Annotated in this window: 10 protein-coding genes and 3 pseudogenes; 11 read left to right on the top strand and 2 right to left on the bottom strand. The window is 70.8% G+C overall.

What is annotated here, in order from left to right:
- Positions 1–306: pseudogene (locus tag KUTG_RS55285) on the top strand (rRNA small subunit methyltransferase B); the annotation flags it as partial.
- Here KUTG_RS55285 and KUTG_RS10180 read toward each other — a convergent pair.
- Positions 303–2042, bottom strand: coding sequence for a coagulation factor 5/8 type domain-containing protein (locus KUTG_RS10180; RefSeq protein WP_084579132.1), 1740 nt, complete (start codon positions 2040–2042; stop codon positions 303–305). The pseudogene KUTG_RS55285 and the gene KUTG_RS10180 sit on opposite strands and share 4 nt — an antisense overlap.
- A gap of 334 nt (positions 2043–2376) precedes the next feature.
- Between KUTG_RS10180 and KUTG_RS10175 the strand changes: the two are divergent.
- From KUTG_RS10175 to KUTG_RS58240, 7 genes and pseudogenes are all read left to right on the top strand, one after another.
- A pseudogene (locus KUTG_RS10175) lies at positions 2377–4169 on the top strand (glycoside hydrolase family 3 protein).
- 93 nt (positions 4170–4262) lie between these two features.
- Positions 4263–4907 (top strand): ribulose-phosphate 3-epimerase, encoded by a 645-nt coding sequence (rpe, locus tag KUTG_RS10170; RefSeq protein ID WP_198047753.1) that lies wholly within the window; start codon positions 4263–4265, stop codon positions 4905–4907.
- Positions 4904–5938: a bifunctional diaminohydroxyphosphoribosylaminopyrimidine deaminase/5-amino-6-(5-phosphoribosylamino)uracil reductase RibD gene (gene ribD / locus KUTG_RS10165; RefSeq protein ID WP_043716523.1), complete on the top strand. Its 1035-nt coding sequence runs from the start codon at positions 4904–4906 to the stop codon at positions 5936–5938. Before rpe ends, ribD begins: the two co-directional genes overlap by 4 nt.
- A gap of 11 nt (positions 5939–5949) precedes the next feature.
- Positions 5950–6565: pseudogene (locus KUTG_RS56130) on the top strand (riboflavin synthase).
- A gap of 8 nt (positions 6566–6573) precedes the next feature.
- On the top strand, positions 6574–7830 hold the full coding sequence (locus KUTG_RS10160) for a bifunctional 3,4-dihydroxy-2-butanone-4-phosphate synthase/GTP cyclohydrolase II (RefSeq protein WP_198047752.1): 1257 nt from the start codon (positions 6574–6576) through the stop codon (positions 7828–7830).
- Positions 7827–8327: a 6,7-dimethyl-8-ribityllumazine synthase gene (gene ribH / locus KUTG_RS10155; protein WP_043716521.1), complete on the top strand. Its 501-nt coding sequence runs from the start codon at positions 7827–7829 to the stop codon at positions 8325–8327. The genes KUTG_RS10160 and ribH overlap by 4 nt, the downstream gene beginning before the upstream one ends.
- Positions 8324–8764 (top strand): PH domain-containing protein, encoded by a 441-nt coding sequence (locus KUTG_RS58240; RefSeq protein ID WP_198047084.1) that lies wholly within the window; start codon positions 8324–8326, stop codon positions 8762–8764. Before ribH ends, KUTG_RS58240 begins: the two co-directional genes overlap by 4 nt.
- A gap of 87 nt (positions 8765–8851) precedes the next feature.
- On the opposite strand, the gene KUTG_RS10145 is transcribed toward KUTG_RS58240, so the two are convergent.
- Positions 8852–10399, bottom strand: a complete 1548-nt coding sequence (locus tag KUTG_RS10145; protein ID WP_043716518.1) for a helix-turn-helix domain-containing protein — start codon at positions 10397–10399, stop codon at positions 8852–8854.
- 247 nt (positions 10400–10646) lie between these two features.
- Here KUTG_RS10145 and KUTG_RS10140 point away from each other — a divergent pair, with 247 nt between their 5' ends.
- From KUTG_RS10140 to uvrC, 3 genes are all read left to right on the top strand, one after another.
- Positions 10647–11147 carry a hypothetical protein gene (locus KUTG_RS10140; RefSeq protein WP_052394288.1) on the top strand — a complete coding sequence of 167 codons (501 nt, stop codon included), beginning with the start codon at positions 10647–10649 and terminating at the stop codon, positions 11145–11147.
- Between the two features lie 201 nt (positions 11148–11348).
- A complete protein-coding gene (locus KUTG_RS10135) occupies positions 11349–11813 on the top strand; it encodes a Rieske (2Fe-2S) protein (RefSeq protein WP_043716516.1) in 465 nt (154 codons plus the stop codon).
- A 67-nt stretch (positions 11814–11880) separates the two neighbouring features.
- The coding region (gene uvrC / locus KUTG_RS10130; protein ID WP_063753498.1) for an excinuclease ABC subunit UvrC at positions 11881–12839 on the top strand (959 nt) is incomplete at its 3' end.

Below are 12839 nucleotides of genomic sequence, written 5' to 3'. Positions count from 1 at the left end.
GACGACGTCGCCGAGCTGACCAAGCTCCAGCGCGAGCTGCTCACCTCCGCGCTGAAGCTGGTCCGCCCCGGCGGCATCGTCGCGTACGTCGTCTGCTCGCCCCACCTGCGGGAATCCATCGGCGTCACCACCGACTTCGTGCGCAAGGGCCTGGCCGAGGCCGTGGACACCCGGGAGCTGTTCCCCGGCGTCCCCGACCTCGGCGACGGCCCGCACGTGCAGCTCTGGCCGCACCGGCACGGCACCGACGCGATGTTCTGCCAGGTGCTGCGCCGGCCCCAGGAGAAGTCGATCCAGGAGAGCTAGGGGAAGTTCACCAGGTCCTGGACGGTGTGTCCGGGACCGGCGGCGGCGCCGGTGTTGTTCACGATGTGCGTGATCGTGCCGGCGTTGCTGCCGAGCATCACGGTCACCATGTCGTGGAACTTGACGCCGGTGCTCGGGGTTTCGATGGCGTGGGCGTTCGAGATGCTGGCGTCGTTGACGAACAGGCAGTAGACGCCCAGACCCCAGGCCTCGTGGCTGGTGACGTTGGCGCCCACCTTGTACGAGGCCCAGCCCTTGGTCGAGCCGTTCATGTACGCGCTCTGGTTGGGCGGGTCGTAGGGCATCTCGGACTGGTAGAAGATCGTCTTGCCGCCGTTGCCGTTCCAGATCACCTGGTACTGCTGGTAGTGCTCGGCGAACAGGCCGTACGCGGTCACGTTGTTGCCGTTCACGACCAGGCCGTTGGCCGCGGTGTTGGTGTTCCAGCCGACGCCGTTGCCGTGGTCGGCCCGCCAGATCCAGGTGTCGTCGGTGATCACGTTGTTGCTGTTGACCACCAGCGACTGGGTGGCCTTGCCGACACCGGCGCCGCCGACGCGGAAGTGCACGTCGGACAGCACGGTCGGGTCGGCCGCGTGGTTGGCCGTCGAGCCGTTCGGGCCCACCCGCATGAGCACCGGCGAGTTGGTCGGGCCGGCGTCGATCAGCAGGCCGGCGATCTTCACGCCGTTGACGTCGGCCACCGAGATCGCGGTGATCCCGTTGTCCGGCACGAAGGTCGCGATGCCCAGACCGAGCACGACCGTGTCGGCGCGGGTCACGTTGAGCGTCTGGTTGAGGTGGTAGACGCCCGGCGTGACGAGAAGGTTCTTGCCGGCCGCCAGGGCGGCGTTGATCGTCGAGGCGGTGTCGCCCGGCTTGACGATGTAGAAGCCGCTGATCGGCAGCGAGGTGCCGGCGGGATTGCCTCCTGCCCAGGAGGTGCCGGAGCTGTTGGTGCGCAGTGCCGGCACGAACACGGTGTAGTTGCCGGCGCTGTCGACGTACAGGTACGGCTTCTCGGCGATCACCGGGGACTGCGCGACCGCCGTGTAGGGCGGCTTGGGGAAGGAGTTCGACGCCGGCGCGCCCTGCACACCGGAGAACACCATGTTCCAGTTCTGGCCGGTCCAGGAGCCGATCTGGGAGTTGCGGGTCAGCCACTGCTGCTGGCTGCCCGACCGGACCTGCCCCGTCACCCGGGAGTCGGCCAGGAAGCCGCCCGAGGACCAGCCGCCGTCGTCCAGCTTGAGGTTGCCGTTGACCTGCACGCGGCGCAACGGGTCGGCCTGGGACACCGCCCAGGTGTCGGTGCCGCCCGGGGGATTGATGGTCAGGCCCTCGGCGTCCCGCCAGAAGTTCAGGGTGGCGTTGCCGCCCTGCCAGTCGGCTTCGACGTGGACCTGGCCGTTGATGGTGACCTGGCCCGGGGTGAGGCCGAGGCCCGCGACCTGCTCGTAGAAGCCGAGGTTCGCGTCGACGTTGTAGGTGCCCGGCTTGAACAGCAGCGCGGTGCGCGCGCCGCCGAACTGCGCGGACTGCTGCGCGTTGAACACCGACGTGAGCTTGCTCTGGATCGACGACGCCGACATGGACGGGTCGAAGATCGTCACGTTCGGGCCGAAGTCCGGCGTCGCGGCGGGCGCGCCGGCCGCGGGCAGCGCGCCGGCGGCGGTGGAGATCAGGGTCAGGGACAGGGCCGCCGCGGCGATCGCCGCGGCTCGAACACGAGCCACTGGGTCCTCCTGCTTCGATGGGAGGCGACGGTGTCAGTGGCGGCTCCGACGGGGTCGAATGCTATGGCGCAGAGGGGACGCGGTCAATACACGCCTTAATGCAAGAGTGAAGGAATGAACGGGATAGCCCGGTCGTGTGCACCGATGCCGAGGCACCCTCGCACATCTGGGCACACGGGCAAAGCGGACGTATGGTACCGCCGTGGGAGCGCTTCCAGAGGAAGCGCACGCCGCCTCTCGCCGGGTAGTCCGCGCACGTGCCTGCCAGGAGGTTCCCTTGCCCCGCACCAGGATTCCGCGATCATTCCTCGTATCCGCCGCGTGCCTGCCGACCATCGCGTCGGTGACGACACCGGCCACCGCGCAAGCCCCGCGCGCCGGCCTGCCGTACCAGAATCCCGCCCTGCCCGTCGCCGACCGGGTCACCGACCTGATGGCGCGGATGAGCCTGGACGAGAAGCTCGGCCAGATGACCCAGGCCGAGCGCACCGCGCTGAATCCGCAGAGCGATCTCGCGACCTTCCGGATCGGCTCGGTGCTGTCCGGCGATCCGCGCCCAGCCCGAACAACGCGCAGTCCTGGGCCACCATGTACGACAGCTTCCAGCGCACCGCGCTGTCCACGCCGCTGGGCATCCCGATGATCTACGGCGCGGACGCGGTGCACGGCCACAACAACGTCGTCGGCGCGACGATCTTCCCGCACGACATCGGCCTCGGCGCGACCCGCGATCCCGCGCTGGCGCAGCAGGTCGGGCGGGCCACCGCCGAGGAGGTCGCCGGCACCGGCGTCAACTGGGACTTCGCGCCCTGCCTGTGCGTGGCCCGCAACGATCGCTGGGGCCGCACGTACGAGTCCTTCGGCGAGGTGCCGAGCATCGCCACCTCGATGACCACGATCGTCACCGGCCTGCAGGGCATCACACTCGGCGCGGCGCGGGCATCGGTGCTGGCCACCGCCAAGCACTACATCGGCGACGGCGGCACCACCGGCGGCGTCAACGAGGGCAACACCCAACTGTCCGAGGCCGACCTGCGCGCCATCCACCTGCCGCCGTTCAAGGCCGCGGTGGACAAGGGCGTGGGTTCGGTGATGATCTCCCACAGCAGCTGGAACGGCGTCAAGGACCACGGCAACCGCCACCTGATCACCGACCTGCTCAAGGGCGAGCTGGGTTTCAGCGGCTTCGTGGTGTCCGACTGGGCCGGCATCGACCAGATCGACGGCCAGTCCGGCTTCTCCGCCGCCGACATCGACGCCAGCGTCAACGCCGGCATCGACATGGTGATGGTGCCGACCAACTACAAGCAGTTCATCAGCATGCTGCGCACCGAGGTGAACAACGGGCAGATCTCGCGGGCGCGGATCGACGACGCCAACCGCCGCATCCTGACCAAGAAGTTCCAGCTCGGCCTGTTCGAGCACCCGTTGGCCGACCGCACCTTCACCGGCACGGTCGGCTCCGCGGTGCACCGGGCGGTGGCCCGGCCGGCCGTGCACGAGTCCCAGGTGGTGCTGAAGAACGCCGGTGGCATCCTGCCGTTGGCCAAGTCGGCCAAGGTGTTCGTGGCCGGCAAGTCGGCCGACGACATCGGCCTGCAGAGCGGCGGCTGGACCATCAGCTGGCAGGGCGGCAGCGGCAACGTCACGCCCGGCACCACTGTGCTGTAAGGCATTCGCAACGCGACGGCCGGCACCGGGTCGGTCACCTACGACCGCAACGGCAACGGCGTCAACAACAGCTACACCGCGGCCGTCGCGATGATCGGCGAGACCCCGTACGCCGAGGGCGCCGGCGACCGGACCGGCGGCATGGGGCTGGACCAGACGGATCTGGCCACCCTGAGCCGGCTGCGCGCGTCGGGCGTGCCGGTGGTGGTCGTGCTCGTGTCCGTCCGGCCGCTGGACATCAGCGCGCAGCTGCCGGACTGGCGGGCGCTGGTCGAGGCGTGGCTGCCGGGCACCGAGGGGCAGGGCGTGGCCGACGTGTTGTTCGGCGTCGTCGCCCCGACCGGGAAGCTGCCGGTGAGCTGGCCGCAGACCGCGTCCCAGGAACCGGTCAACGACGGCGACGGCAGGACGCCGCTGTTCCCGCTCGGCTTCGGGCTGACCTGGCCGACCGGCTAGCGGGGTGTGACCTACGGCCTATCGGGACGATCGGCGCGCGGCCGAATGCCTGCGGGTCCGGCAACTAGACTCGGGGCCGTGTCACAGTCGCCGCTGATCGCCCCGAGCATCCTGTCCGCCGACTTCGCCCGGCTGGGCGAGGAGGCCAACGCCGTGGCCGGCGCGGACTGGCTGCACGTGGACGTGATGGACGCCCACTTCGTGCCCAACCTGACCCTGGGCCTGCCGGTGGTGCAGGCGCTGCGCAAGGCCACCGACATCCCGCTGGACTGCCACCTGATGATCGACGACCCGGACCGCTGGGCCATCGGCTACGCGGAGGCCGGCGCGTACAACGTCACGGTGCACGTGGAGGCGGCGCGGGACCCGATCAAGATCGCCAAGGACCTGCGGGCGGCCGGGGCGAAGGCGGGACTGTCGGTCAAGCCGGGCACCCCGTTGGAGCCTTACCTGGACGTGCTCAAGCACTACGACACGCTGCTGGTGATGTCGGTGGAGCCGGGTTTCGGCGGCCAGTCCTTCATGCCGGAGGTGCTGGACAAGGTCCGCACGGCCCGGCGCCTGGTCGACACCGGCCACCTGACGCTGGTGGTGGAGATCGACGGCGGCATCAACGACGACACGATCGAGCAGGCGGCCGACGCCGGCGTGGACTGCTTCGTCGCCGGCTCGGCGGTGTACGGCGCGAAGGACCCGGCCGAGGCGGTTCGCAAGCTGAGGGCCAAGGCGGCGCGATGACGGACCCGAACCAGGACCCGAACCAGGGCGCGATGCGCGCGGCGATCGAGGCCAGCGAGCGGACGCGGGGCGTCACCAGCCCGAACCCGCCGGTGGGTGCGGCGATCGTCAGCGCGGACGGCGAGATCGTCGGCATCGGCGCGACACAGCCGCCCGGCGGTCCGCACGCGGAGGTCATGGCCCTGCGCGCGGCCGGGGAGCGGGCTAAGGGCGGCAGCGCCTACGTGACCCTGGAGCCGTGCTCGCATTACGGCCGCACGCCCCCGTGCACGCAGGCGCTGTTGGCCGCGGGCATCAAGCAGGTGTTCTACGCGGTCGCCGATCCCAACCCCCGAGCGGCCGGCGGCGCGGACGTGCTGCGCGCCTCGGGCGTGGAGGTCGAAGGCGGTCTGCACGGCGAGGACGTGGAGCGCGGGCCGCTGCGCGCGTGGCTGCACTACGCCCGCACGGGCCGTCCGCATGTGACGTGGAAGTACGCCGCGAGCCTCGACGGCCGCGTGGCGGCGGAGGACGGCACGAGCCGCTGGATCAGCTCCGCGATGTCCCGCGCCGAGGTGCACGACATCCGCCGCAAGGTGGACGCCATCGTCGCCGGCATCGGCACCGTGGCCACCGACGACCCGCAGCTGACCGCCCGTGAGGACGACGGCACGCTGTCGCCGCGGCAGCCGCTGCGCGTGGTCGTCGGCACGAGCGAAATAGAGGCGACCGCCCGCGTGTTGGACGACGCGGCGGAGACGCTGCACGTGCGGAGCCACGACCCCGACGAGGTGTTGGCCGCACTGGCCGAGCGGGGTGTGGTGGACGTGTTGCTGGAGGGCGGGCCGCGGCTGGCCGGCGCCTTCCTCAAGGCGCGCCGGGTGGACCGCGTGCTCGTCTACGTCGCCCCGATGCTGCTGGGGGCGGGCCCGGCCGCGCTGCTGGACGCCGGCGTGAACACCATCACCCAGGCGCTGCCTTTCGGCATCGAAGACGTCACCATGAGCGGACCCGACGTGCGGATCTCCGCAGTGCCGGTCAAGACCGAGTAAGGGGGATCCCCGTGTTCACCGGGATCGTGGAGGAACTGGGCGAGATCGTCGCCGTCGAGCAACTGCCCAACGCCGCGCGGCTGACGGTCCGAGGTCCGCTGGTCGTCTCCGACGCCAAGCACGGCGACTCGATCGCCGTCAACGGCGTGTGCCTGACCGTGGTGGAGACGACCGAGGACACGTTCACCGTGGACGTGGTGGACGAGTCGCTCCAGCGGTCCAGCCTGGACAAGATCCACGAGGGCGACCGGGTCAACCTGGAGCGCGCGATGGCCGCGGGCCAGCGGCTCGGCGGCCACATCGTGCAGGGCCACGTGGACGGCGTCGGCCTGTTCCTGGAGCACAACGACGGCGGCCTGACCAAGTTCGGCATCCCCGCCTCGCTGTCCCGCTACCTCGTGCAGAAGGGCTCCGTCACGATCGACGGCATCTCCCTGACCGTCGTCGACGTCCCGACGACAGCTTTCGGTGGCGCTGATCCCGACCACGCTGGAGCTGACCACGATGGGCCGCCGTCAGCCCGGCGACCGCGTGAACATCGAGGTCGACGTGCTGGCGAAGTACGTCGAGCGGCTGGCCACGCCGCACCTGGCCGCACTGGCCGTTCAGCACGAGGAGGCCCGGTGAGCAACCCCATCAGCGCCAACGCCGCTATCGAGCAGGCGATCGCCGACATCGCCGCCGGCAAGGCCGTCGTCGTGGTGGACGACGAGGACCGCGAGAACGAGGGCGACCTGATCTTCGCGGCCGAGAAGGCCACGCCCGAGCTGATCGCCTTCATGGTGCGCTACACCTCCGGCTACATCTGCGTGCCGCTGCCCGAGTCGGTGTGCGACCGGCTGGACCTGCCGCCGATGTTCCACACCAACCAGGACGCGCGCGGCACCGCCTACACCGTCACGGTGGACGCCAAGAAGGGCGTGACCACCGGCATCTCCGCCGCCGACCGCGCGCACACCATCCGGCTGCTGGCCGATCCCGAGTCCGAGGCCGGCGACTTCAACCGGCCCGGCCACGTGGTGCCGCTGCGGGCCCGCGAGGGCGGGGTGCTGCGCCGCGCCGGCCACACCGAGGCCGCCGTGGACCTGGCCAAGCTGGCCGGTCTGCACCCGGCCGGCGTGCTGTGCGAGATCGTCAGCCAGAAGGACGAGGGCGACATGGCCCGCCGCGACGAGCTGATGGTGTTCGCCGCGGAGCACGAGCTCCAGATGATCACCATCGCCGACCTGATCGCCTACCGCCGCCGCACCGAGCGGCACGTCATCCGGGTCGCCGACGCCCGCATCCCGACCGCGCACGGCGAGTTCCAGGCCGTCGGCTACGACTCGACGCTGGACGGCATCGAGCACATCGCGCTGGTCAAGGGCGAGCTCGGCGAGGGCGAGGACGTGCTGGTCCGGGTGCACTCCGAGTGCCTGACCGGCGACGTGTTCGGCTCGCTGCGCTGCGACTGCGGCCCGCAGCTGGACGCCGCCATGGAGGCCGTCGCCGCCGAGGGCCGCGGTGTCGTGCTGTACATGCGTGGGCACGAGGGCCGCGGCATCGGCCTGCTGCACAAGCTTCAGGCGTACCAGCTTCAGGACAAGGGCGCGGACACCGTGGACGCCAACCTGGCCCAGGGCCTGCCGGCCGACGCCCGCGACTACGGCACCGGCGCGCAGATCCTGGTCGACCTGGGCATCAAGTCGATGCGGCTGCTCACCAACAACCCCGACAAGCGCGTCGGTCTGGAGGGATACGGCCTGAAGGTGGTCGACCGGGTGCCGCTGCCGGTGTGGCCGAACCCGGAGAACCTGCGCTACCTGAGGACCAAGCGCGACCGCATGGGACACGACCTGCATCATCTAGAGCAGTACGAGTCCACTGGCGATGACGACGGAGCGCAGCGATGAGTGGCGATGGCCGGCCGACCATGGCGGTGCCGCAGTGGTGTGAGGACCTGCGGCTCGCGGTGGTGGCCACCCGGTGGCACGAGACGATCACCAGCAACCTGCTGGAGCGGGCGCTGACCGCGGCGACCAAGGCCGGCATCAAGGAGCCGACCGTGGTCCGGGTGGCCGGCGCGATCGAGCTGCCGGTGGTGTGCCAGGCGCTGGCCCGCCACCACGACGCGGTGGTCGCGCTGGGCGTGGTCATCCGCGGCGGCACCCCGCACTTCGAGTACGTGTGCGACGCCGTGACCGACGGCCTCACGCGGGTGTCCCTCGACGAGTCCACGCCGATCGGCAACGGCGTGCTCACCTGCGACACCGAGCAGCAGGCCCTCGACCGCTGCGGCATGCCGTCCTCGGCCGAGGACAAGGGCTTCGAGGCCACCGTGGCCGCGCTGGACACGGCCGTGCAGCTGCGCAACATCAACCGCCCGTGGACGGATCGGGGGCTGGCGTGAGCGAGGTTGTCAGCTTCCGGCCGCGGCGCGTGCGGTTCGTCGCCATCCCGGCGGCAGCCGGCCTGATCGCCCTGTTCGTGGTGATCGCCGTCCTGCTGCGCAACACCCCGACCGGCGCCTACTTCGAGGTGTCCGACCAGATCGCCATGGCCATGGTCGGCGTGCTGCTGGCCTGCGGCGTGCTGCTGCTGACCCGGCCGCGGGTGCGGGCGCAGGCCGAGTGGATCGAGGTCCGCAACCTGCTCGGCTCCACCCGCTACGCGTGGTCCGACATCCGCGGCCTCAGCTTCCCCGACGGCTCCGCCTGGGCCCGCCTGGAACTCCCCGCCGACGAGTACATCTCGATCATGGCCGTGCAGTCGGCCGACGGCCCCCGCGCCGTCACCGCCATGCGCACCCTCCGAGCCCTGTACAAGGACGCCACCGCGACGGTGTGAGTGTCAGGAAGGGCCCCTTCCTGACGTTCAACGTCAGGAAGGGGCCCTTCCTGACGTTGAACGCCAGGATTGTTCCCTCGATCTTGGTCAGGCTGTGCGGACCGCTCGGATGGCGTCCTGGACTTCGCGGACGGCGTGGAGCTGGCGGTACTGGGCCGACTCCGTGACGAAGTCCTGGAGCTTGCGGCGGACCCGGCCCGAGCGCAGCCGGACGACCATCGGCAGCACGGACTGGATCAGCTCGCAGGCCGCCTCCGGCTCGCCGGTGGCCAACCGGGTGCGGGCCAGGCCGATCACGTCGAACACCCGGCTGCGGGCCCGCGACGGGTCGCGCAGGGCCAGGGCCCGGCGGATGTGCCGCTCGGCCAGCGGAGCCTGGGTGGGGTCGTGCCGGGCCAGGTCGCGCAGCCGGGCGCCGATCACCCCCTCCATCTCCGCCTCGTCGAACGACGCCATCCAGGTCGGCTCGGACAACCGGTCCCGCGCGCCGAAGCACTCCTGCGCGTGGCCGACCGCCCGGTGGAACTCGTTGACCCGGCCCAGCAGCGCGTACGCCCACGCCTCACGGGTGTGCAGCAGCGCCCGCAGTGCCGGCGTGGCCGTGCGGCGCGTGCCGTACTGGCCGAGCTGCACCAGCTCCAGCCCGTCCTCGGGGCGTCCGAGGTCGAACATCTGCCGGGCCATCGACGCCAGGCACAGCGCGCCGAACGGCTCGTTGCGGCTGGCCTTGGCCATCCGCACCGCCAGCACGTAGTAGCGCTGGGCCGAGTCGTTGAGGCCGGCGTCGAACGACATGCTCGCCGCCATCTTGGCCAGCTCCGCCCCCAGCTGGAACGCCTGCTGGGTGGTGGGGGAGTCCGGCGCGCGGCGCAGCCGCTCGGCCAGCTCGTTGAGCTGTCCGAGCACTGCCTTGCGGGCGACACCGCCGCCGCCCGACCAGCCGCGCAACCCGTCGACAACCATGCGCATCGCCGCCAGCTCATCGGCGCTGATGGCGCCGCCCGCCGCCCACTTGGCCAGCGGTTGCAGCGGCGTCAGCCAGTGCTGCATCGGTTCGACGAGAGAGGGTCCTACCGCTACCGCGGCGCCTGCGGTCAGCGCCGCCCTTCTGCTGAGAGTCAAGTCGCTCCTCGTCACCTCTTCGACGGACCGGGCAGTGCTCAACGCGTCCCAGGACGGCGTGAAGACGTCTCGGACGGTCGAGCCCTCGGGGTCACGGGGTCGGGGAGGACCCGTGCGGTCGAACCAGAGGCGTTCCGGGGGCACCCGGAGCACCTCGGCGAAAGCGCGCAGCTTGTCGATCCGGTCGATCGGGTTCTCCCCGTTCTCGTACCGGGACAGCTGCGCCTGGCTGATGCCCAGCCAGCCCGCCATCCGGTCCTGCGTGATCCGGTGCGGGTGCTGCGGATGGTGCCGGTACGCCCCGATCAGACCGCCCATGCTCTGGTCGGCGAAGGCCTCGGCGAGCACCGGGTGGTCCCAGAACCCGTCCGGCAGCGGGGGCGGGCCGAACACCTCGTCCCGCGCGCCGCGACGGCACGCGGTGCACAGGTGGTCGGAGTTGTCGGCCGCGATGCGGGCGCCACACGGACATGTTCGTCCGGTGCTGGCTGGCCGTAACCTGATCGGTTCCATGGCACCTCGCACCCGTGACTGAGCGTGTTCACAGTGTAATCGCTGGTGAGACCGTGTCTATTCACCTCATGCATGAACCGGCCGACCCTTCATCCGGACCGGTGATGCAGCAGCCGGATAAGACCCATCCGGGTGCGGTTTGGCGGTGCCCCGGCGTGTCGGCGCACTCTGCTGGCACACCAGGGCGCCCGGTGATGGACCCGCCGGCCAGCCGCAGCGACCGCCCGACCCGGGAGGACGTCCGCCAATGCGTACCTCGACCCAGCCGCCACGAGCCCCGCAGGCCGTCGTGCAACCGCCGCAGCCGCCCGAGGGCAGCTTCGGCCGGACCCTTGGCGAGGTCGTCGCCAACTACCGCATGCTCGGGTGGCGGGTCAACGTCACCGAGCAGGGCGTGCTGCTGCCGCTGGGGCCGACCACCACCGCCCTGGTGATGCCGGCGCGCATCGGCTCCGCCGTGCTGGCCGAGCTGCGGGCCCGGATGCTGGCCGGGCCGACGCTGGTGATCCCCAGCCCGCAGGAGAACTGGCTGTTCCTGGCCGAGCTGGTGGCCCTGCTGCCGGCGCAGCTGCGGACCCCGTCGGAGATCCGCTTCGTGAAGTCGCCCAGCAGCATCGTGCTGCCGCCGACCATGACGCCGTACGGGCGGGTGCGGTGGGCCAACGCCCCCTCCTTCAGCCGGCACTGGCTGCCGCCGTTCACGGCCGTGCTGGCCGTCGCGAGGACCATCGCCAGCGCGGCCAACTAGACCCTGTCGCGGGGAATGGGCGCCTACCCGCGTTCGGGGCGCGGGTAGGCGCCACCTTTTTGTCGGAATTCGCGAATTCTCTGAGCAGATTCCAAGACGCGAATTCCGGACGATTCACAGGTAATGCGGATGAACCCCTGATCCAACGGCCACGTGTATCTGGTGGACTGTGTCTTCCCACCACGTCGCACGGAGGCTCGTTTGAACACGCCCGAGGTCCTTGCCAACCCGAACCGCCGCCAGGTGCTCTGCGGCCTCGTCGCCGCCCTGGTCGCCGGCGGAGCGGTCACGACCGCGTGCAGCAGCCCGTCCAGCAAAGACACCGGCGGCGGCAACACCGACCAGCAGCCCAAGGCGGCGGCCGGCACCGAGGTCGCCAAGCTGGCGGCGGTCCCGGTCGGCGGCGGCCTGCTGGTCGACGAGCCCGGTGGCAGCGGCAGCAAGCTGCTGCTGGTGCAGCCCAGCGCCGGCGAGGTCAAGGCGTTCAGCGCCACCTGCCCGCACCAGGGCGTGACCGTCGCGGTGCCGCAGAACGGCACCATCACCTGCCCCGGCCACGGCAGCCAGTTCACCGCCGCGACCGGCGCGGTCACCCGCGGCCCGGCCACGACCGGCCTCACCGCGGTCAACGTGAAGGTCAACGGCGCCGCCGTCGTGCTGGCCTGACGCGTCTCCCGCACGCGGTCGCCGACCGCGTGCGGGAACTGTCGGACCCCGGCCGTAGGCTGGACGGGTGGCCGACCCGTCGACCTATCGCCCAGCCCCCGGCACGATCCCCGACAACCCTGGCGTGTACAAGTTCCGCGACCAGCACCGCCGGGTGATCTACGTCGGCAAGGCCAAGAGCCTGCGCAGCCGCCTGTCCTCGTACTTCGCCGATGTGGCCACGCTGCATCCGCGGACGCGGCAGATGGTCACCACCGCGGCCAGCGTCGAGTGGACGGTGGTCAAGACCGAGGTCGAGTCGCTCCAGCTGGAGTACTCCTGGATCAAGGAGTTCGACCCGCGCTTCAACGTCCGGTATCGCGACGACAAGTCGTACCCGGTGCTCGCGGTGACCCTGAACGAGGAATTCCCGCGGCTCTACGTCTATCGCGGCCCCAAGCGCAAGGGCGTGCGCTACTTCGGCCCCTACTCGCACGCGTGGGCCATCCGGGAGACGCTGGACCTGCTGCTGCGGGTGTTTCCGGCCCGGACGTGCTCGAACGGCGTCTTCAAGCGGCACGGCCAGATCGGGCGCCCCTGCCTGCTCGGCTACATCGACAAGTGCTCGGCCCCGTGCGTGGGCAAGGTGTCGGCCGACGAGCACCGCGACATCGTCGACGACTTCTGCGACTTCCTCGCCGGCCGGACCGACGGTCTGATCAAGCGGCTGGAGCGGGAGATGCTCGCCGCGTCCGAGGAACTGGAGTTCGAGCGGGCGGCCAGACTGCGCGACGACCTCGGTGCGGCGAAGATGGCGCTGGAGAAGCAGGCGGTCGTGCTCGGCGACGGCACGGACGCGGACGTGGTGGCCTTCGCCCAGGACGAGCTGGAAGCGTCGGTGCAGGTGTTCCACGTGCGCGGCGGTCGGGTTCGTGGCCAGCGCGGCTGGGTGATCGACAAGGTCGAGGAGATGGACACCGCCGGACTGGTGGACCAGTTCCTCAGCCAGTTCTACGGCGACCAGGCGGACATGGCGGAAAACGCGGA

The organism is Kutzneria sp. 744 (genome assembly GCF_000568255.1).
Classification (GTDB): Bacteria; Actinomycetota; Actinomycetes; order Mycobacteriales; family Pseudonocardiaceae; genus Kutzneria.
This window is presented reverse-complemented; position numbering and strand designations above follow the sequence as displayed.